Source organism: Nocardia sp. NPDC055029, from assembly GCF_053608525.1.
On sequence record NZ_JBSGVQ010000005.1, the window covers coordinates 218,343 to 238,564 of the forward strand.

Here is a 20,222-nt window from a genome sequence, read left to right on the forward strand (position 1 = left end):
AGCGTGGCTGTGGCCACTGATCCTCGAGGGCACTATGAGCCCGTCGCTGCGCGCCGGGTTCGGCGGCGCATGCCTCGCGAGGACAACCACGCCTACAACGCCTCCCGCCTCCGCCGGGGGCGGTGCGCTCCTACCGGAGAGCGGAGGCAGTCACAGGGTTACGGAGCGTGCTGCGGCGAGAACGATGGCGACAGCGGTGAGGACGGTTGCCGGGAGGGCTCCCTTGTAGTCACCGACACGCAGGTGTGTGGCGACTGCACCGATGAAGTAGAGCGCCAAGCCGACGGCAGCGGCGATGCCGACAGGCTCCCACCAGAGTCCGATGATCAGACCACCGACGCCGGCTATCTGGGCGAGGCCCAGGAACGGCAGCACGCTGTACGGCAGGCCGAGGGTGGACATCTGGTCGACGAGCCGCTGAGGCCGGGTGAATTTGGCTCCGGCGGAAGCCAGGAGCACCACTGACGTCAGGGCGGCGATGGTGACATAGACGATGAACATGGTGAAACCTCGATTGTTGGGCGAAGCGGAGTGGGACATGTGCCGACCTGGCACGGTTCGCCGGTCAGGCACTTTCGAACAGCCGGGTGCAGAGTTGCGCGGGCTGGGAGATCACGGCGTCGTGGTCGGCGGTCCGAGTGTGGACACGGAACGGTTCGGTCCGCCGTTGAACCCGAGTTTCAGGATCGGCCGAAGTGTGGCGTCTTCGAACGTGGTGTGCTGCATACGTTTGAAGGTAGGTATCCGTTAGGTACCAAAAGGTACCCTTCGGCTTGTGAGCCTCCGCCCCGGAACCGTGTTCCTCGCCGACTGCCCTGCCCGCATGGCCATCGAGATCATCTCCAGCAAATGGGCCGTGGTCACACTCTTCGCCCTGAGCGACGGCCCCCTGCGCCACGGTGAGCTGGTCGAATTGATCGGTGGCGTCTCGCGCAAGGTGCTGACGCAGACGCTGCGCCGCCTACAGGACAACGGGCTCATCGAACGGCGCACGTACGCCGAAGCGCCACCCCGCGTGGAGTACAGCATGACCGAGCTCGGGCGCACCCTGGAGGAGCCCATCAGAAAGCTCACCGAGTGGGCAAGAGTCAATGGTGAGGCGGTCGTCGCCTTTCACGAGGCCGCCGAGCAGAGGCGGCTGTCAGCGACGTCGATCGGTCCGTGATCAGCCGTGGCGGCCTGGCGGTGTCGGCGTCGCACCGGCCCACCGCCTCAGCCGCGCAACTTCCTGATCGTGTCATTCGAGCGCAATCGACGAAAGCAGGAATAATCGATGATTTGGCAAATCGATCTATGATCGGAGCATGACTCGGACAGCCCACACCCCGACCTCGCCGGCGAAGCAGATGCTTTCCGAGCAGGTCTACGCGCACTTGCGGAACGCGATCATGCGCGGCGAGTACGCACCCGGTGATGCGCTCAAACCGCAGGATCTCTCCAGGCAACACGAGGTGAGTCTGGCCGTGGTGCGTGAAGCGCTGGTGCGGCTGGTCGGCGAGGGCTTGGCCGAACGGCTGACCAATCGCGGCTTCGCGGTCCCCGCCTTTTCCGATCACCGCTGGCAGCAGATCGGCGAGGCCCGCCGGGCCATCGAGCCAGTCCTGCTACGGATGTCGATCGAACGGGGTGACCTCGACTGGGAGGGCGATGTCCGAGCTGCCTACCACCGGTTCGCGCGCACTCCGGCATTCACCCCGGAGGACGGCGAGTACTACAGCGAGGCATGGGCCGAGGCTCATCGGGTCTTTCACCGCGCCCTCTTGGAAGGGTGTGGAAACCCGGTGCTGCTGGAAATTTTCGACCGGCTGTGGGTCGCGAGCGAGCTCGCTCGCCGCTGGTCGGCACACCGCAGCCCGGAGCGAGACGGCGTCGACGAGCATCGCCGATTGGAGGAGGCGACACTCGCCCGTGACGCCGACGCCGCTGTCGACATCCTGACTCGACACCTCACCCTGACGACAGCCGCACTGACAGAGCAAGAAGGCTGACCCCAGCGCCTGATCTCCCACGATCCGCACCCGACGGGCTGGACCTACTACCCGAGAGCACCTCGGGGGTGTGGTCAGCTGAAGCAGCCGGGTCGAGGAGTCGTTCAGCTCGAGCGAGAGTAGAGGTGATGCGTCGGATCCGTGAATACCGATCGGTAGTCCGGAAATCGTTCCGCCGGCGCGATATGGCTGCCGACGTAGCCGCACATCCCCGCCAGCGGCGGACAGCACACGTGAGCGTCTAGCCACACCCTCCGCACTCGTCACCGGATCCATGGCCGGGAAAGCGTCAGGACGCTCAGTCATCGGCAAGTCCTCCGGGGCGGTATCGGCAGCGGCACTTCGGGATCCGCGGCAGCCGCGTCTCGGAGGCCTGCGGGTTGCCCTGGCGGCTACGCCGACCCGCTGCGATCCTACCCGTCCGGCCCCGGCGAACAATTCGAAAGCTTTCCGGAATTAACTATTCAGAGTAAATATCTAATCGCGAATAATGATAATTCCGACATGTTAGGATTCACGATTTCGGCCACAGAAAGAGCAGAGCGGGCTATATTTTTTGAACACCCATTTGCGGCTCGACATCCCGTCACACCGCTGCTCGATATTTCTGGAGATCGCCATGAGATCGACCTCTTCCCTCTTTCGCGCCGGATTTCTCGCTCCGGTGGCCGTCGCAACCGTATTCTGCTTGGCCGCACCGGTAAATGCCGCCCCCGTCAGCGTGAATTGGAGCTGCCGGGGCACCGTCTTCGGTATCGGCCAAACCTCGAGCATGAACACATCGGTCACCGGCACCGCGCCGAGCTCGGTGGCGTCGGGTTCCGCGGTGGCCATCACGATCACGCCGGGCGCCTCGTCGGTTCCCAGTTCTGCGTCTGGCTTCACCGTGAACAACATCAGCAACCTGAAGATGACCATTCCGACTCCCGCGAATTCGACCTTGGTCTCGGCGACCGCCTCCGGGGGTACCGTGGCCGGCTCGGTAGCGACGTCGGGTGGGAATGTCGTTCTCACCGTGCCGGGTCCGATCGCGGGCGGCACCAGCTTCACTCCCCCCGCGGTGACCATCAACGTCACCGCTGGTGTCGCCGGTACACCGATCACCAGCAAGTACGCGGGGACCAGCTACGCCAGTCCCGGCATGACGATGACAACCAACGTCTCTTTCGTCGGCAACGTCGCGACCTCGTGCTACCCGAACCCGTCCCCGACCCTCACCACCACCAATGTGACCTGAGCCCGCGTATCAGCGCCGGCGTGCACACGTCCGGCCTGCGGCGAACACCTCCGGACCGGGTTGCGCAAGCAACCCGGTCCGACCTCACCCGACCCGCACCTGACGACTACGGTTTCCCGATAGTGGTTGCCCCACTTGACGTTTGGTGAACAGCGGCCACTTCGAGCGAATTTCTCGATGCGCGGTGTCGCATCCCCGGCCATGTCGTACAGTGCATGTCCGACACCGCCACGAACGCTCCGAAGGCCGGAGCGGGTGCCGCTTTCGTGATGTTCGTCAGCCACGGGTCCAAGCTGCCGGTCGATCGATTGACAGGAGCCACCATGCCCGCTTTCACACCCCGACCCCGCCGGCCGGAGTCGGACGCCGGCGAACGAGCACGCCCTGATCGGTGAGTTCTGGTGAGCGGTTCTAGGTTTCACGTGATCGATGGAAAGCCTGTGTGCCCGACAACAAGCGAACCCGCCAGGATCCCCGTCGAGCTCAAAAGGGCGCTGGAGTTCTATCACGGATCCGTCGAGGATCTGATCCGCGAGGTGATCAGAGTGCTCGGCGTGAACGAGACCGATCGGCGCGCACTGGAGATCGTCCTGCTGGAAGACGAGAAATCCACGACGCCCGGAATGCTTGCCGAACGGCTCGGACTCACCTCCGCCGGTGTCACGATCATGCTCAACCGGCTGGAGAAGCAAGGCTATATCGCCCGCTCGCTGCACCCGACCGATCGTCGTCGCGTGATCGTGATGGCCACCGAACTCGCGGCCCATCGCGTACAGGAACTCGTCGTACCGATGATCGTCGAGAGCTACAAGATGTTGCTGAGCTATTACGACACCGCCGAACTCGAAACAATCGCCGACTTTCTCACCCGCGCCGGCGAGTTGCAGCGAATACACCGGCAACGGCTGCGCGAGGTCGATCCCTACTCGAATCCCTGACACACACCCACGCCGACCGCGATATGTGCCGTCGTCGATAATCACGGTCGGCACAGTTCCAGGGAGAAAGCAGGAGCTGGATGCCCAACGTCGACAACACCGAAGAACCGGTGACGGAGCCGGACAGCGACCCGACAATTCTCCGGCGACACGACCGGCCCGCACCGACGTCAGCAGCCGACCGGCTTCGACGACAGCTGACGCGCGCGGGCGTGGCGGCGGCGCTGGTGGCCACGGCCATCGGGACGACGCTCGCCGTCCGAGCCGACTCGGGCCCGCCGGTCCGGGCGAACGAGGCGAACACTTTCTCGTGCGAACCCACCGTAGCCCCGGCCGATTCCAGCGTGGCCGCAAGCGAGGCCGCCGTGCTGCCCCCGAGGGCTGCCTCCGACATACCGAGCGAGGCCGTCGCCCCAGGCGACATCGACGGTGGCGACACACCGACCACCGACCCTGCCCCCGCGAGCACAGTGAGTTCGACGGAAACACCGACGGTCGCGCCGACCGAAACCGCCCCGGGGAACTCGACGGTGATCTCGGTGAGTGCGAGTTTCTCTGCCACGGCGAGCATTTCGCTCAAGAGCACATCCAGTGCGCAGGACCCGGGCACGGTTCCCACGACCTCGACATCCACGGTGACTGTTCCCCTGACCCCGTCGGACGCGGTCACCCCCGGCCCGAGCACGGTGACGGCCGATCCGTCGACCATCACCGTCACGACCGCGGTGCCGACCACCACGAAGCCCGCGCCGTCCAGCACCACGACGATCACGATCCCGGCCGGTTCTGCCACGACGTCGGTGTCGCCGACGTTCTCCACGCCACCACCGACGACGGCAAGCACCTCGGCACGGCCCCCGGCGACGCCGACGACGACCATGCGGCGGCTGTCGCCGAAGCCTCCACCACCGACGACATCGCGCTCGATTCCATCCATCGCGCGCCCACCGGCCCGGTCGCCCCAGGCGACGCCGACGGGGTAGATGGCTCGTCGGACCTTGCGGTGGTGTCGATTTCGGACGTGCCTCAGTACCGGGTGGGGCTACAGGGATTGGACGACCCCGCGCCGACCGCCAGGTCGCACACGCCTCCGGTGACCATCTGGATCGGGGTGATCGCCATCAGCACGATGAATCCGATGAGATCACCCCGCTGAGCGAGTTCGACCGCGGATTGCGCAGCCCTGGAGGCGGAGTCGACGACCGACGAACCGGTGCCGGCGTCGGCGACGGGACCGGTCGGCTGAGCTGTCGCGTTCGGTGCGGTGCCGAGAACGGCCGCCGACGCGAGTGCGGCACCGGCGAGAAAGAGCGATGGACGCATCGTGCGTCTCCTTACTTCGGGGGATCGAAACAGCGGAATTGGACACGGCTCAGCGGTGCGGCCTGCTCATGTCGCGGTTCATCGTCGGGATCTCGATGCTGATCGGCATGCGCAGTTCGGCCAGGTAGATCAGGGCCGCCTTGCGCAGGAACTCGTCGAGCAGCCAGTACGGATCGCCGATCGGCGGGACCGCGGTGAGCAGGCCCTCGCGCACAGCGATGAACGGACCCCAGGAGACACGCAGCAACGGATCCCAGACGGGTTCGCGGGGTATGGCCAGCCCGTCGGCGATGGTGTCACCGAGCAGGAAGCGGGTGAACGCACCGAGGACCGGCTTGCTCAGGATGGCGAAGTCGATGTTGGCGCCCAGTCCCAGCAGCCGGTCGGCGAGTTTGACGCCTTCGGGAGTCACCGCGAGGATCGGGTCGAGAACCTGCGCGGCTTGACCGTTCGCCTGCGGCCAGGAGTTCGGGATGTACTCGTCACGGACACCGAGCAGGTGCGCGGCCACCTGCCAGGAGTGCAAGAAGCCCTCGGACTCGTTCGCGGGGATCGGCACGTTCCACGAGAGCAGGTACTTCATCACCGTGGTGGCCAGGCTGTGCCAGGTGACCATGATGTCGTTCTGGCTGATCGGTATGTCCTCCTCGGCGGAGTGCACCCAGTGCGACGACTGCGGCAGCAGGTGCCGCACCGCGGCGTGCACCAGGCGGGTCTTGACGCACGTGACGATCATTTCCCCGTCGGCGGCATAAGAATTCGCGGTGCCGATGTCGTAGCCGAGCTTGGCGGTCTTGGTGATGCGGTCCTTGAGATCGTGCCCGCCCTTGGAGTAATAGACCGCCTTGGCCTCCTTGGGAATGACGGTGCTCATCATGCCGCTGGCGAATCCGTACAGGACCCCGAGGTAGAGGCCCCGCTTCTTGTTGAATTGGATCGCCGCGTCGAGCTTGCCAGGGTCGGTCCAGGGCGGCAACCTGCGCGCGTTTTCCATGAAATCCCGGAGATCGGCGGGCAATCCGGCCGGTAGTGGTTGCCCGTTGGTCTTCCAGGTCCGTAGCAGTTCGTTGACCCGGGGGACGTCGCCCCGGTCGATCAGCCCGGGGACCAGGGCATCGGCTTCGGGATCCCACACCGTCATCGGATCCGCGCCCGAGCCCGAGCCCGCGATGGATCCCTCCGGTGACCAGCTCCACGGTTCCGAGCGTGCGGGCGTGGCGAGGGCGAAGGCGCCCACCACCCCCAGCATCCCGCCGAATTTCATTGCATTGCGCCTGTTCAGTGCGTCCATGGCGCCACTCCTCGTTGAGTATCAAGCAATCCGACCGTCGTAGCACGATGAGCCTTCACCCACCATCGCTTGACGGAATAGAGATTAACTTAACACCACAGGCGGGCGCAGGGATGCGTTCTGATTCACACCCTTCAACAGCCGAATTATTGCCATACACGCAGGAATAGACCGGACATTTTCTGGCAGAACGCCTGTTGATCTACCCTCCCGTCACCTATGCAACCTAGCGTTCTTCCTCGAAACGAGAAGTAACTTATAACGCGGCAGTCCTCAGGACACGCACTGGCGCTGTCGGACGCGCTCCCTCACTGGCCAACTCGTGCCGGCGTCGATCCGCGCCCACCTCCGATCGAATCAAGGCTGTCCCTGGCGTATCGGCCGAGCGGCTGCCGTCACCTACCCACGGCCGATGCACCCGCACGGCACGCGCCTGCCGAGGTCAGGCGCGGTGGAGGGCGAGGACAGGGATGGTGCGGATCCCGGCGGTCTTCTCCGCGTAGCCGGCGAATCCTGGATAGCGGCGGGCTTGTTCCGCAAAGATGCGGTCCCGGTCAGCGCCGGCGATCTCGGCGACGGTGACCGGGTATGTGTCAGTACCGATCTCGATGTCGGCGGCGCCTGCCGTGGTGAGGTTGTAATACCAGGCGGGGTTGGTGGGTGCGCCGGCCTTGCTGGCGAAGACGTAGATGGTGTCGGGGTCGTGTTCGTCTGCCAGATACATCATCGGGGTGATGAGTTCGCGGCCGGTTTTGCGGCCGCGGTGATGGACCAGCACCATCGGGGCGCCTTCGAAGTTGCCGCCGACGCGGCCCTGGTTGGCACGGAACTCGGCGATGATCTTGGTGTTCCAGTCCTCGGGTGTGCTCATGGTCCGGATTCTCCCGTCGGGTACCTCCATGACCTCGGAACCGCTGCGGCGCGGCGACGAAAGTGCTGGGCTGTCGCGTCAGAAGCCGCCACCACAGGAGGAGAAGCTGTCGTAGCCGGAGTGGCCGCCGTAGCTGGAGTGGCCGCCGATGGATGGGCCGGAACGGGTCGGCGGGCGGGACGGGATGCGCCGGGAATCGTTCCAATGGCCGGGAGCTACCACGGCCCACCAGGTGGTGAAATCCGCGCCGCTGACGTGCTCGATCTCGGCGCGATCGGCGGCGGCCCAGTGCACGGTGTAGCCGGTGAGATGGTGGGTGGGGCGCTGGAGCTCGTCGATCAGTTCGCCGGTGGTCAGGGTCGAGTCGTCGGCGCGGAAGACGTGGACGGTTCGGTCGGATTCGGTGACGCGGTAGCTCCATCGGGTCTGGGCGGCCAGCTCGGTGAAGCGGTCATCGCGTCTTTCCCGCTCGCGCTGGGCTTTCCAGAGTCGTGCCTGTTCTTCCTGTGCGCGTGCGTCGGCCTCGTGCACGCGGGGCTCGACCTGCTCGCGGACGGGGCGATAGCGCTCGGCGATGTCGTGCAGCCGCTGTTCGAGTCCGTCGAATGCCTGCCGTGACGCGGCCCGGCTGCGGCGGCGGGCCGCCGCCCAGCCCGAATCACGCCGCAGTCCGTGTGAGAAGCCGCCCTCGATCCGCATGCCGAGATCATGGACGAGCTGCTGTTCGGTGGTCCACAGCGCATCCAGCGCCTCGGTCTGGGCCCGGATCCACGCCGCGCAGTCCCCGGCGGTGGCCTCGACCCGGATACTTCGTGTCGCCGTCCTCCGGTCGAGGCAGGTCCACCCGCGCTCGTCCCGGCCCTCTGGCGTGTCGACGGCATAGATCTCGACGAATGCCCGGCCCGGGTCGAACCCCGCCATCTGCCGGTCGTTCAGGGCATAGCGGAAATTGAACGAATAGCGGTACAGCGTCACCGATACCATCTTGTTCCTCCCCCACGGGTACCTCCACGGTACCGCCGGTGGGGTCAGGACGGGTCGGGCCAGGCTCGGGACGGGAGGGCCCCTTGATCTTTCGTCTTGTGCGGCATGGGCGTGTGTCGGGAAGCTACTTGGTGACGGTTGGGTCGGCTTGTGCGTCGTTGACGGTGTTGGCGTAGTCGATCTCGGCCATATGATCCTCGGCCCAGGTGCGCAGTGCCGCCAAGCGGACCTCCAGGGACAAGCCCAGTTCGGTGAGCCGATAGTGCACGCGCGGTGGCACTGTCGGCTCCACCCGGCGGGTGACCAGACCGTCCCGGACCAGATTGTGCAGGGTCACCGACAGCATCTTCTGGGACACACCGGGCATTCGCCGCCGCAGCTCGGCAAACCGAACCTCGCCCGGCGCGGCCTGCGCGAGCACCTTGACCGCCATCGATGTCCATTTCGTGCCGATGCGGTCCAGCAATTGACGTGTCGGGCATCGGCAATCGAACAGATCACCGCGAACCGGCGTCTTCGCCTGCGCTGATCGAGCAGTCACCTGGACCTCACCACCTGTAGTCGAAGTGCCTTCTTGGCAGCGCAACCGACGTTACCTACCGTTTCCTGGTAACTAATCGTAACTACCAGGAGGGGCCAATGGCCCACACGCCACCGCTCCACACAGCCCCCATCGAGCTGCGCCAGATCGAGACCAACGGCATCCGTGCCAACGTCGCCCTGGCCGGCTCCGGCCCCGCGATCGTTCTGCTGCACGGTTTTCCGCACACCTGGCGACTGTGGAGCGAGATCATCGGCCCGTTGTCCGCCCACTGCCGGGTCATCGCCCCGGACCTACGCGGGTTCGGTGCCACCACCCGTGCGTCGGACGGCTACGACGCCGGCACGCTGGCCGCCGATATCGCCGGGATCCTCGATGCCCTCGGCGAACCCGCCGCGGACGTGGTCGCGATCGATGCAGGCACCCCGGTCGCAGTCCTGCTCGCCCTGCGCCATCCCGACCGGGTACGACGGCTGGTGGTCATGGAGGCACTATTGGGCAGGCTCCCCGGTGCCGAGGACTTCCTCGCCGCGGGTCCGCCGTGGTGGTTCGGATTCCACGCCGTCCCCGGTCTCGCCGAAACGGTCCTGCTCGGCAACGAGGCGCGGTATATCGATTGGTTTCTCACCACCGGTACCCGGGGCCGGGGTGTGCGGGCCGATATCCACGACGCGTTCGTCGATGCCTACACCGGAGACGACGCCCTCCGGTGCGCCTTCTCCTATTACCGCGCACTGCCGGCCAGCGCCCACCAGCTCGAGCTCGCCGTGACGGCCCACCGGCTCACCACACCCACGCTGGCGATCGGCGCCCACCCCGTCGGCGACGCGCTGGAGCGGCAGCTTCGACCCATCACCGATGATCTTGTAGGACAGGTCATTCCGGATTGCGGTCACATCATCCCGCTGGACAGGCCGCGCGAACTGCTCGACCTCTTGATGCCCTTCCTCACCGCAGAACGACTCGCCTGATCCTCGACATTTCCGCCGGTATGCCGGCTTTCGCCGCCGTGCTCGAGTGGCTGAACGCGGCCGCCACGCCCGTCAACCATCGTCCCGGTGGTGGAAGCCGGAATCGGCTGCGCGCTCGATGGTTTCCATCACCGAGGACGCCCGTGGGTAGCCGATGTAGGTAGCCAGCAGTGTCATCAAAGCGGTGAGCCCATCGTGGCTGATGCCGTGCGCGCCGGCCTGTCTCAGGTGGGTGGTGAGCCGGTCACCGGAGACACCTTGGGCGGCCAGCGCCGTGATGATCGCGATGCTGCGATCGCGTGCGGTCAGAGCAGGATGGGTCCAGGCCGCTCCCCCGGCGGCGGCAAACGCTTCCGCGGCGAAGACCGGCCCGACCCGGGCAGACATGACCGCGGCTACGTCGTGGTCGGGAACGTCGAAGATCCGGGAATACACCCCGATGCCGCGTCGGCGTCTCAGCTCCGTCGAGTTCTCGGCGCCCAGGTCATTGTCGTTGTCGTCCATGGCGTCGGCCTCAGTCGGCCGAGCCTGGCACGGTGTTCGTCGGCGCGTGGTGTCGTGCGTGTTCGTCGCACAGGCAACCGACACCGCGCTCGATCCACTCCCGCATCGTCCAGTCCGGGTGCCGTTCGATCATCAGCGCGCGGACCTCCTCGGTGATGTCTTGCTCGCTCATCGCCGAGTCGCGCCGCCGCCAGGTCTCGTCCCGCAGCTCACGCAGGTAGTCGCGCACATCTGCCAAGAGCTGGGCATCGCCGATCGCGCCGTGTCCTGGCACGACCACCCGAGGCGCTTCCGCGGCGAGTCGCTCCATCACCTCGATCCAGGCCACCCCGGAGACGTCGGTGTCGTACGGCGGGAACCACGGGAAGATCGCGAACTGGCCGGCCTCGGCCAGGTCACCGGTGAACAGCACGCCGGCATCGGGGACAGCCACGACCTGATCGCCGCTGCTGTGCGCGCGCCCGGTCGGGCGCAACTGCACGATTCGCCCGCCCAGGTCCAATTCGAAGGCGTCGTCGTACACCTGGTCCGGCGCAGGGAGATCCACCCCTTCGAGCTCCCGGGCCACCGGTTCTCCGAGCTGCCGGAACATCGCGAGGTAGCTCTCGCCCTTGTGCGCGAGGTCCTCGGCCTGGGCCCGGTTGACCAGGTAGGTCGCCTCCCCGGCGAATACCTGTGCGCCGAACGCGTGCTCGGGATGGAAATGCGTGGTCGTCAGATAGAGTTTGCGGCCCTTGGCCTGCTCGGTGGCGAAGGCGAGCACCTTCTCGGCGTTGCGCGGTCCCATCCCGGTGTCGACCACGAGCACCGAATGCGTGCCGCCGATCACGCCGATGTTCGGTACGAGATCGACGCCGCGATTCGGAATCGCGAGCACATCGCGTGCCAGATCCTGCACGTCGGCGATCTCGACGACAGGGTCTGGATGGTTGTAAGTAGGCATGGTCAACTCCGATGCTGGGCGGGGGCTCCGATCACTTCCACTCCAGCACCAGCTCGCGCCTGCCGTCCAAGACCGGTTGAGCACGACCGATACCGTGCGGGTATCGACCACGCTTACGCCCGGAATGGGTGACTCGACGACACCCTGCGCACCGCTGAAGTTATCCGGCACCGTTGTCGTCCCCCGCCAGAGCTACCGCCATCGCCCACTCCAGTGTGATGTCACGGTGGGCTCCGGCTGCCTACTGTCGGTCGCGCCGTCCGTGGCAATTGCGAAAACCTCCAGCAGACAGGGATCGGAATCATGAGACCCATAGATGGTGCGGGCAGCGCGCTCTCACACGCTGAACTGTCCACCGGCCGGCGCCGGTTGCTCAGGTTCCGGTTTCCCGTCCTGGTGCTGGTGTTGCTCGGCGTGATCGCGGCGTTCGCCGGGATCGACCGGCTCGTCGCGCCCGTCCCGGCGCTCGCGCTGCCGGTGGGGATCGGTCTGGCCGCCGCCGGGGTGGTCGGCTACCGCTGGCTGTCTCGAACCGTCGAGTCACGCCCGAGCGTCCCCGAACTCGCGACCGCGGGCACGTGGCCCTGGTTGTGGCGTGGGATGTTGTTGGGGTCCGGCCTGTTCACCGCGGTGATGCTGCTCATCGCGGCGTTCGGTGGCTGGCAGGGCCTGTCCTGGGGCTCGGTTGACGGGTTCCTCGCGACCGCCGGCGCGATGGCGGCCGTTGCGGTCGCCGAGGAGATCCTGTTCCGCGGGATCGTGTTCCGCATCTTGGAAGAACGTACCGGCACCGTGGTGGCGCTGGTCGTGTCCGCGCTGCTGTTCGGCGCGGCACACCTGGTCAATGTCGACGCCACGCTGCTGGGCACGCTCTCGATCGCCGTGACCGGCGGAACCCTGACCGCCGCCGCCTACGTCGCGACCCGCTCACTGTGGCTGCCGATCGGCCTGCACTTCGGCTGGAACTTCATCCAGGCCGGTGTCTTCGGTGTCACGGTGTCCGGCTCAGGCACCGCGTCCCACGGCCTGCTGCACACCACACTGTCCGGGTCCTCCCTGCTGACCGGCGGCGCATTCGGGCCGGAGGCCAGCCTGTTCGCGCTGCTGGTCTGCCTGGTGCCCACCGCCGTCCTGCTGCGTCGGGCCACCCGCACCGGACAGATCCGGCACCACCCACGAGGCACTTCGGCGCGCGGCAGCAGCTCGCGCCCGAGCAGTCGCGTAATGGTGAACCCGATTTCCGATTGACCGTGCGTATCAACGCAATTCGCTCCCCAGCGCCCTTCCGGTGCCATGACGAATCGCGCCGTCGACCATCACGTGTACCGACCCGACATCCGGATAAGAGGTCCCGGATCAGTGCTGCCGGGCACACTCGCCCACTCGGTCGGACCGGCATCCAGGTCAGCCCATACACGTTGGGCACCATGAAGTTCAGTCGACCGCAGCCGGTGTACCGGTCGATTGGCAGGCCGCGGTCACCGTGCTGGTGATCGTGCTCGTACTGTTCGTGGCATTCCGCGACGGCAAATAGCGCCGCGCATGAGGCCGCCGCCCTTGACCAGGGCTGCGGCTTCTTCGTGTTGGTGAAGGCCGACTTGTCCCACCTGGCATTACACGATTCCGATGAACGACAGGCGGTCAGGTCATCGTGGTCCGGTCGGACGCTCCCCGCCAACCACACGGCAATCCGCAGGTAGCGACGACCTTTGTCACGATGTGACCGTCGACAAAGATGCTGACCGCGTGTGCTTGCGCCGGGTATCCACAGGCGCCGCAGGTGCCGAAGTAGTTGAGAATCTCCTGGCTGACCCCGGCAGCGTAGTTCGGAACCGGCTCCACGTTGTGCCTTTCAGCGGTAGTAGTTCGCCCATCTCCCGAGAACGACCCGGACAAACGGGCGGATGAAGAACGCGGTCCAGCTCAGCCCGATGAAAGCAAAGACAGCTGGTCTCCCTGCAATCGTCCACCTGAGAACCGTCGCCCCCTCGGGTGTTTCGGTGAGCTGGAAGTCCATGGTGTAGGACTTGACCAGTAGCGGGATCGAGGTCTTGATGGCGGCCACGCTCAGCCGGGTGTGTGGATCGCAGCGGGTGACCTGTTCCGCGGCCGCGAAGACGATGGCGTCGAGGGTGCGGACGGTTCCCGGACCACGCTCCTGGTCACGGTAGGTGACGCCATCGATCATCGGGATCCAGGTGAAGGCGCCGTCCTCGAGGGCGGACCACACTTCCCACGGCATGGCGGCGAAGTGCTGCTCGACCGACATCTGGAAGGTCGGGCGCCGGGATTCGATCAGCCGGATCGCGTGGTCGTCGACCGGCGAGATATCGGCGCCGAGCAGACGTGCGGCGCGGCGCTGGAGGCCGAGGAGAACGATGAGACCGCCGACCGCGGCCACTACGAGGGCGCCGAGAGCGGAACCGAAGAGAACGAGCCAAACCATGTGCGGCGCAGTCCTTGTCGCGGGAGTGGATGAGTCCAGGTTCACGGGTTGGTGCGCAGCAAGGGCGAGGAGACTTTGCTCGTCAGCCATCGGTCGCCGGACTTTGCCAGCGACAACGTGATCGACAGCTGACCGCGGCGGGGCTGCTGCTGGGTGCCGACACTGGCGATGGACTGGTCGACGACGACAATCGCCTCGGCGGTGTCCGTCCCGCTGGTGGCGATCGCGCAGTCGACGGTGCCCGCCGTCGACTGCACCTGGCCCTGGATCAGGACTTCGCGCAGGTCGGCACTGGTGGACTCGAATTCTTGTTTCCACGCGCCGGTGGCCTGGTCGAGCACGGCGGCGAAGTAGGAGTCGATATCGGTGGCGTTGTAGGTCGACAGCACCGAGCCGTACGCGCAGGCGGCCGCCCGTGCCTCGGTGCGCGATCGCTCGAGTTCACCGGCACGGTGGTTCTGCCAGCCGAAGTAGCCGCCGGTGGCTGTTCCGCCGACGCCGAGGGCGACTGCCAGAGCGACCACGATCGCGGTGGTGCGGTTCGGGCTGGTGGATGGTGGTGCCGCGATATCGGTTTCATCGGATTCCGTCGGCGCGGGTGCTGTCGATTCGTCGATGTCTGTCATGGGGTTCCTTTCGGTAGCAGGGGAATCAACGGCCGGGCAGCGGCACAGATCGCTCGTCGCCGGTGCTTCCCGGCGGCGGCCCGGCGGTGTTGTCGGGCGTATCGGGTCGTGGCGCGTTCGCCGACCCGCGGATCTGCTGCGCGGGATCGCTGGTGACGCAGTAGTTGTAGAGCAGGACGCTGCCGTCGGAGACGGTGGCGGGCGAGACCGGGATGGTGTCGTACTCGCAGAATGGTCGCGGCCAGATGTCCACCATCGTGTGGAAGGCGTTGTCGTGCGCCGGAACACCGAGCAGGGCCGTGCCCGATCGCAGAGCCGGGAACAGCGCCGTCAGCGCGGGTGTGCGCAGCCGGGCGGCCCGGGTGATGGCGCGCAGGTTGGTCACCAGATTCGTGATCGGGTCGGTGGTCTCGGCGACCACGCCGCCGAGCGTCGCCAGCTGTCCTGGCCCGAGGTCGAGCAGGCGCCGCAGTTCCTGGTCGGCGGCGGCGAACTGCCCGAAAAGCACTCCCGACCCCTCGACGAGAGTGCGCAGGTCCGGCTGGGCGTGCGAGGTCGTCTCCGCGATGACGGACAGCTTCTCGACGAGATTGCGGGTTTGCGGAAGTAGTTCCGTCATCCCCACCATGGCCTGGCTGATCCCGCTGATCACAGTGCGCAGCTGGTCCGGCCCGCCGACCAGCGCCTTGTCGAGTTCGGCGACGATGACGTTCAGACGCTGCGGATTCAAGCCGCCGATGAAATCGGCTGTGTCGGTGAGGAACTCGTCGATGGTGACCGGCGTCGAGGTCCGGTCCAGCTCGACGACCGCGCCATCGGTCAGGTAGGGGGCGTCATTGGAATCGGGCCGGATGTCGAGGTACTGCTCCCCCGCGGCCGACAGCCGGGCCACGACCACCGCGCCGCCCGCGGGGATGTGATAGCCGGCATCGATGTCGGCGACGGCGGCGACGCCGGTCTCGGACAGCTCCAAGGACCGCACCGTGCCGACGCGCACACCGCGGAACGTGACATCGGAATGCTCGAGCAGCCCGCCCGATCCGGCCAGTTCCACCCGCACGGTGAAGGTGTCCCGCAGCGGATCGATCCGGACGACATCGACGAGCAGATAGCCGCCGCTGACCAGCAGCGTCGCCACCAGGCCCGCGGCCGCGATGCCGTTGACGTGCCGCTTCGCCCAGCCCGCGGCCTGGAGCAGGAATTCGGCGGCGACCTCGAGTGCCACCCCGGCGAACCAGATGCCGAAGGTGAGGACGAGCGTCACGGTGTAGCGGACACTGCCACGGGGGTATCCATTCATCGCCCGCCACCCTGCAACCGGCCGAGGACCCGCGCGAGGACCTCGGCGAGACTGCCGACGAAGGCGCCGGGGTCCGATCCGTCGGGCAGCCTGCTCCCGTTCGGGTCGGTCAGGGCGCCGACGCTGAGGTAGGAGATCGTCGCCGCGACCGCGAGGCTGGTGCCCTGGGTGGTGGCCAGCAGCGACGGGTTCAGCGCGTGCAGCTGGTCGAGTGCGCCGGCCAGGTTGTCGCCCATCTCGGTGAAGCCGGCCATCAGTGCCTGCACGCTGGTGAAGAGCCCGACGAAGTCGGCGCTGCTGGTGGAGGTGAACTCGCCCAGCGCGCCGAGGGTGGTCGAGACCTCGGTGGTGAGTTCGGTGATGGCGCGGTTGTTCTCGGTGAGCACCGAGATCAGCGGCGGGAAGGTGTCCGCGGCCTGGCCGAGCTCGGCCCTGCGCTGGTTGAGGGTGGCGCTGAGCGAGTCGAGACCGTGCAGGACGGCATCGATCTGGCCGGTCCGTTCGTTGAGCGCGGTGAGTGTGGCGGTCAGTTCGGTGAGCAGATGCGAGAGCTGGGGCCCGCGTCCCGCGAATATCGAGTTCGACTCGCTGGTGATCCGGGCGACCTGGCTGAGCGCACCGCCGTTGAGCAGCATCGACAGCGACATCATGAGTTCCTCGACCGAGGCGCCCGCCGAGGTGTGGTCCTTGTCGATGACGGCGCCGTCGGCCAGCATCGGTGTGCCGGAACGGAGTTCGGGCAGCACGATGGCAACGTAGATGTCGCCGAGCGGTGTCGGCTGACGGAGTTCGGCCCGCGATCCGCGCGGCAGGCGGACGTCCGCGCGGATCTCGAGCTCGACGGTCGCCACGAAATCGGTGGTGTCGAGGCCGGTGACGACGCCGATATCGGTGCCGCCGGTCTTCACGTGCGCGCGATCGGGCAGGTTCAGCGCGTTGTCGAACAGCGCTCGCACGGTGTAGGTGGGGCCGTCGAGGCCGGGCTTGGGCAAGGGCATCGAGTCGACGGTCACCGCACAACCGGCGACCGAGGCCGCCACCAGGGCCAGTACTGCCGCGCGGGAGAGATGCCGGCTCATCGGGTCAGTCCCAGCAGCGCGGCGAACAGCCCGAAGTCGGGGCCGAAGTCCTGGAGTTTTCCGGTTCGGCAGCCGTCGGCCCGTAGCTCGACCCGCTGGCAGAACAACGAGAGCAATTCGTTGTCGAGCAGGCTCTTGTCCGTCAGCAGGTGGAGGCGAACGGCACGGGCTTCGGGGCTCACCGCGTTACCCAGGTTGTCGAGGAACAGCGGGGCGATGTCGATGATCTCGGTAAGTCCTCGTGCGTGCTCGCGCATCTGCGCGGTGATCGTGATCAATCGCAGCAGCGCGTCGGTCAGCGGTTGCTTGTGCTCCCCGACGACGGCGCTGGTGTTGGCGACGAAGTCGTTGATCTGGGTGAGCACCGCCTGTAATCCCGGGGACTGCTCGCGCATCAGGGTGACCAGCTGGGTGAGCCGGGCGCTGAAGTCGCGGACCGTCGCGTCGTTGTCGGCGAGGATCTGGGTGACGTCGTTGAGCCGGACGATCGCGTTGGAGATCTGGTCCTTGTTGGCCAGTGTCACTTCGAATGCGCCGGAGAGGGCGTCCAGGGTCTCCCGGATGCGGTCGCCGTTGCCGTCGAGCAGCGGGAACAGCACCCGGCTCGCCATCGGGCCGTCGGAGTTGTTGCCCGCCAGTGCCTTTCCGATGTCGTCGAAATTGCGGAGAATCCGGTCCAGCTCGACGGGTGTCCGGGTACGGGCGAACGGAATGTGGCTGCCGTCGAGCAAGGTGGGGCCGCCGGTGTAGGCGGGGGTGAGTTCGATGTGGCGGTTGGTGATCATCTGCGGGGAGACCAGCGCCGCGATCACGTCGGCGGGCAGGTCGACCTCGGGGTCGACGACCATGTTCACCTGCACGTACTCGCCCTTGGGGACCAGCTCGGTCACCCGGCCCACCGGCATGCCGAGGACGGAGACTTCGTTGCCGACGTACAGGCCGGCGACATTCTCGAAATCCGCCGTGATGGTCTTCTCCTTGCCGAGCAGCCGGTCCGGCAGCGAGGTCAGGCTGTGTGGCAGCGCCGAGCAGCCCGACAACAGGACTGCGACAGCGGCCAGGACAGCCATCTGGACGAATGTCGTGCGCATCAGCGGCAACCTTCCACGGCCTGGACGGCACACAGCCAGTTGTCGGGGAACATCCATGGCAGATAGATCTCCCCGTAGGGGCCGTTTCCGAGAGTGTTGTTGAACTGCCGGAGCGTGACCGGCATGATCTGGAACAGGTTGTCCAGATTGGCTTTGTTGTTCTGCAGGCCCGCCGACATCGTGTTGAGATCGGCGATCAACGGTGCGAGCTGTCCCCCGTTGTCGATGCCCATCTCCTGCAAGTCCTTCGAGACTGCGGCGATACTGTCGAGCAGCTGGGTGACCAGCGATTGTCGTTGGGCGACCGCGTGACCGATGGCTTGACCACGGGTCAGCAGCAGCAGGACCGCGTTCTGATTGTCGGACACGACGCTCGAGACCTTGTCGATGTTGCGCAGCAGCTGCTCGACCTCGTCGCGACGATCGCTGATGACCGCGGCCAGCGAACCCACCGAGTCCAGCGCCGCTGCGGTCAATTGCGGCGAGTCCCCCATTTGTCGCGCGAGGGCATCCAGCGATGCTCTCAATGCCACCGGGTCCATGCGCTCGAGGTGCTCGAAGGAGTGGGTGTATTTGTCGTCGTTGACAACCTTGGCCAGGTTGTAGGGGACTTCGGTCCGGTCCAAGGGAATTCGCCGGCTTTCGGGTGCCGAGGGCGCGCCGGGATCGAGTTCGACGTGCATCCGGCCCAGGATTGTCGACATCTTGATCGCGGCCCTGGCGTCGTCGCCGACCCGGATTCCGCTGTCGATCGAGAGCGCGGCCTCGATCCGGTCGCCTGCCAGTCGCGTCGACTTCACCGTTCCGACTTCGATGCCCGCGATATCGACGCTGTCCCCGGTGCGTAGCCCGGCGGTCTGGGCGAATTCGGCGTGCACGGTCCGGTTGCCGAGATCGAACTGGGTGAGCGCACTCGAACCGAACAGCAGTACCACTACCGCCGCGCCTGCGCTCAGGCCGAGCCACCAGTGGCGATTGCTCGAATAGTTCGGTATCGCCTGCCACATTCGCTGCACGATGGGCAGCAGCGTTCGCAGGAGCTCGGGCGGTCGGGGGGAGTTCATTACCGGCATACCTCCGTATGGGAATTGCCACCGATCTGGTTGAACATCCCGGGCGGTAGCAGCACACCCCACAGCGAGACATCCAGACTGCAGACGTAGGAGTTGATGTACGCGCCGTTGCCGCTGATCCGGGCAAGCCCCGCCAGGACGAAGGGCAGTTCGGCGGCGGTGATGTCGAGTCGTGCGCCGTTGGAGATGAGCAGGCGCACGCCTTCGCTCGCGGACTGTTGCGCCTGCGCGAGCCCGGGTCTGATCCGGGCGATGAGGTCGGCGAGCTGCCTGGTCGACCCCGACGCCTGGTCGACCGCGGTCGCGAGCGTTGTGCCCTGCTCGTAGAGGTCGACTGTCAGCGTGCGTGTCTGGGTGATCAGCGTTTCCAGCTCGCCGCTGCGATTGGCCAGCCCCTCGACCACACCACCGAGATTGGTGATCACCTGGCCGAGGATCTCGTCACGGTCGCGGAAGGTGCCGGCGAGTTGCGCGGCCTGGGTGACCAGCGCGCTCAGCGATACTCCGTCGCCTTGGAGTGCTTGAATCAGCGTGTGCGACAACGAGTTGATGTCGTCGGGTTCCAGGGTGGCGAACAGTGGTTCGAACCCTGCCAGCACCGTGGACACATCGAAGGACGACTCGGTGCGCTCGTAGGGAATACTCCCGTCCGGCGGCAACCGGCCCCCGGCTCGGTCCCCGGCGGCTAGCGCGACATACCGCTGCCCGATCAGGTTCTGATATCGGATCAGCGCCTTGGTCGTGGTGGTGAGCTGATGACGCGACTGCACGCGCAGCACCACCGAGGCGCGCCGGTCCGCGTCGAGTTCGATGGAATCCACTCGGCCGACGCGGATTCCGGCCATACGGACGTCGTCGCCCACGCGCAGTCCCAGGACGTTGCCGAACGTCGCGGTGTAGCGGACGGTGTCGCCGCTGACCCCGCGCTGCAGGGTCGAGAAGATGGTGTAGCTGGCGACCAGGGCCAATCCGACGAACAGCGTCAAGATCAGCACCGCGGTGCGGGTTTTCATCAT

Annotated in this window: 23 protein-coding genes; 6 read left to right on the top strand and 17 right to left on the bottom strand. The window is 66.4% G+C overall.

Annotated elements, in window-relative coordinates; all coding sequences use genetic code 11:
* Window positions 1-150: 150 nt before the first annotated feature.
* Window positions 151-501: a DoxX family protein gene (locus ACWF9G_RS07260; RefSeq protein WP_379303290.1), complete on the bottom strand. Its 351-nt coding sequence runs from the start codon at window positions 499-501 to the stop codon at window positions 151-153.
* A 274-nt stretch (window positions 502-775) separates the two neighbouring features.
* On the opposite strand from ACWF9G_RS07260, the gene ACWF9G_RS07265 reads away from it, so the two are divergent.
* Window positions 776-1,165, top strand: a complete 390-nt coding sequence (locus ACWF9G_RS07265; protein ID WP_452514330.1) for a winged helix-turn-helix transcriptional regulator — start codon at window positions 776-778, stop codon at window positions 1,163-1,165.
* Between the two features lie 139 nt (window positions 1,166-1,304).
* Window positions 1,305-1,988, top strand: coding sequence for a GntR family transcriptional regulator (locus ACWF9G_RS07270; protein WP_452514332.1), 684 nt, complete (start codon window positions 1,305-1,307; stop codon window positions 1,986-1,988).
* A 507-nt stretch (window positions 1,989-2,495) separates the two neighbouring features.
* Here the strand turns inward: ACWF9G_RS07270 and ACWF9G_RS07275 are convergent.
* Complete coding sequence (locus ACWF9G_RS07275; RefSeq protein ID WP_379303297.1) at window positions 2,496-2,906, bottom strand: hypothetical protein; 411 nt, start codon at window positions 2,904-2,906, stop codon at window positions 2,496-2,498.
* On the opposite strand from ACWF9G_RS07275, the gene ACWF9G_RS07280 reads away from it, so the two are divergent.
* Together ACWF9G_RS07280 and ACWF9G_RS07285 are read left to right on the top strand one after the other, a co-directional pair.
* On the top strand, window positions 2,899-3,225 hold the full coding sequence (locus ACWF9G_RS07280) for a hypothetical protein (RefSeq protein ID WP_379036053.1): 327 nt from the start codon (window positions 2,899-2,901) through the stop codon (window positions 3,223-3,225). The genes ACWF9G_RS07275 and ACWF9G_RS07280 overlap by 8 nt on opposite strands.
* 440 nt (window positions 3,226-3,665) lie before the next feature.
* Window positions 3,666-4,163 carry a MarR family winged helix-turn-helix transcriptional regulator gene (locus ACWF9G_RS07285; protein ID WP_452514334.1) on the top strand — a complete coding sequence of 166 codons (498 nt, stop codon included), beginning with the start codon at window positions 3,666-3,668 and terminating at the stop codon, window positions 4,161-4,163.
* Here ACWF9G_RS07285 and ACWF9G_RS07290 read toward each other — a convergent pair.
* The 6 genes from ACWF9G_RS07290 to ACWF9G_RS07315 form a co-directional block, all read right to left on the bottom strand.
* Window positions 4,090-5,100 carry a hypothetical protein gene (locus ACWF9G_RS07290; protein WP_452514336.1) on the bottom strand — a complete coding sequence of 337 codons (1,011 nt, stop codon included), beginning with the start codon at window positions 5,098-5,100 and terminating at the stop codon, window positions 4,090-4,092. The two genes, ACWF9G_RS07285 and ACWF9G_RS07290, sit on opposite strands and share 74 nt — an antisense overlap.
* 89 nt (window positions 5,101-5,189) lie before the next feature.
* Complete coding sequence (locus ACWF9G_RS07295) at window positions 5,190-5,486, bottom strand: hypothetical protein (RefSeq protein WP_452514338.1); 297 nt, start codon at window positions 5,484-5,486, stop codon at window positions 5,190-5,192.
* A gap of 49 nt (window positions 5,487-5,535) precedes the next feature.
* Entirely contained in the window at window positions 5,536-6,777 is a 1,242-nt protein-coding gene (locus ACWF9G_RS07300) for an oxygenase MpaB family protein (protein WP_452514340.1), read from the bottom strand.
* A gap of 442 nt (window positions 6,778-7,219) precedes the next feature.
* On the bottom strand, window positions 7,220-7,648 hold the full coding sequence (locus ACWF9G_RS07305; RefSeq protein ID WP_452514342.1) for a nitroreductase/quinone reductase family protein: 429 nt from the start codon (window positions 7,646-7,648) through the stop codon (window positions 7,220-7,222).
* A 78-nt stretch (window positions 7,649-7,726) separates the two neighbouring features.
* Window positions 7,727-8,632: a hypothetical protein gene (locus ACWF9G_RS07310; protein WP_452514344.1), complete on the bottom strand. Its 906-nt coding sequence runs from the start codon at window positions 8,630-8,632 to the stop codon at window positions 7,727-7,729.
* 124 nt (window positions 8,633-8,756) lie between these two features.
* Window positions 8,757-9,173, bottom strand: a complete 417-nt coding sequence (locus tag ACWF9G_RS07315; RefSeq protein WP_452514346.1) for a winged helix-turn-helix transcriptional regulator — start codon at window positions 9,171-9,173, stop codon at window positions 8,757-8,759.
* Window positions 9,174-9,271: 98 nt separating this feature from the next.
* Here ACWF9G_RS07315 and ACWF9G_RS07320 point away from each other — a divergent pair, with 98 nt between their 5' ends.
* Window positions 9,272-10,144: an alpha/beta fold hydrolase gene (locus tag ACWF9G_RS07320; protein WP_452514348.1), complete on the top strand. Its 873-nt coding sequence runs from the start codon at window positions 9,272-9,274 to the stop codon at window positions 10,142-10,144.
* Window positions 10,145-10,216: 72 nt separating this feature from the next.
* Here the strand turns inward: ACWF9G_RS07320 and ACWF9G_RS07325 are convergent, their stop codons facing one another.
* Window positions 10,217-10,648: a carboxymuconolactone decarboxylase family protein gene (locus ACWF9G_RS07325; protein WP_452514350.1), complete on the bottom strand. Its 432-nt coding sequence runs from the start codon at window positions 10,646-10,648 to the stop codon at window positions 10,217-10,219.
* A gap of 10 nt (window positions 10,649-10,658) precedes the next feature.
* Window positions 10,659-11,591 carry an MBL fold metallo-hydrolase gene (locus ACWF9G_RS07330; protein ID WP_452514351.1) on the bottom strand — a complete coding sequence of 311 codons (933 nt, stop codon included), beginning with the start codon at window positions 11,589-11,591 and terminating at the stop codon, window positions 10,659-10,661.
* Window positions 11,592-11,894: 303 nt separating this feature from the next.
* Here ACWF9G_RS07330 and ACWF9G_RS07335 point away from each other — a divergent pair, with 303 nt between their 5' ends.
* Window positions 11,895-12,839, top strand: coding sequence for a CPBP family intramembrane glutamic endopeptidase (locus ACWF9G_RS07335; RefSeq protein WP_452514353.1), 945 nt, complete (start codon window positions 11,895-11,897; stop codon window positions 12,837-12,839).
* Window positions 12,840-13,443: 604 nt separating this feature from the next.
* Here ACWF9G_RS07335 and ACWF9G_RS07340 read toward each other — a convergent pair.
* The 7 genes from ACWF9G_RS07340 to ACWF9G_RS07370 are packed head-to-tail and all read right to left on the bottom strand — an operon-like array spanning window position 13,444 to window position 20,222.
* Window positions 13,444-14,037: an SRPBCC family protein gene (locus tag ACWF9G_RS07340; RefSeq protein ID WP_452514355.1), complete on the bottom strand. Its 594-nt coding sequence runs from the start codon at window positions 14,035-14,037 to the stop codon at window positions 13,444-13,446.
* Window positions 14,038-14,078: 41 nt separating this feature from the next.
* Window positions 14,079-14,663, bottom strand: a complete 585-nt coding sequence (locus ACWF9G_RS07345; RefSeq protein ID WP_452514357.1) for a hypothetical protein — start codon at window positions 14,661-14,663, stop codon at window positions 14,079-14,081.
* Window positions 14,664-14,688: 25 nt separating this feature from the next.
* Window positions 14,689-15,963 (bottom strand): MCE family protein, encoded by a 1,275-nt coding sequence (locus ACWF9G_RS07350; RefSeq protein ID WP_452514359.1) that lies wholly within the window; start codon window positions 15,961-15,963, stop codon window positions 14,689-14,691.
* Complete coding sequence (locus ACWF9G_RS07355; protein WP_452514361.1) at window positions 15,960-17,042, bottom strand: MCE family protein; 1,083 nt, start codon at window positions 17,040-17,042, stop codon at window positions 15,960-15,962. The genes ACWF9G_RS07350 and ACWF9G_RS07355 overlap by 4 nt, the downstream gene beginning before the upstream one ends.
* The gene (locus ACWF9G_RS07360; RefSeq protein ID WP_452514363.1) at window positions 17,039-18,133 is read right to left on the bottom strand and encodes an MCE family protein; all 1,095 of its coding nucleotides are present in this window, start codon (window positions 18,131-18,133) and stop codon (window positions 17,039-17,041) included. The genes ACWF9G_RS07355 and ACWF9G_RS07360 overlap by 4 nt, the downstream gene beginning before the upstream one ends.
* Complete coding sequence (locus ACWF9G_RS07365; protein WP_452514364.1) at window positions 18,133-19,197, bottom strand: MCE family protein; 1,065 nt, start codon at window positions 19,195-19,197, stop codon at window positions 18,133-18,135. The genes ACWF9G_RS07360 and ACWF9G_RS07365 overlap by 1 nt, the downstream gene beginning before the upstream one ends.
* Window positions 19,197-20,222 (bottom strand): MCE family protein, encoded by a 1,026-nt coding sequence (locus ACWF9G_RS07370; RefSeq protein ID WP_379309973.1) that lies wholly within the window; start codon window positions 20,220-20,222, stop codon window positions 19,197-19,199. The genes ACWF9G_RS07365 and ACWF9G_RS07370 overlap by 1 nt, the downstream gene beginning before the upstream one ends.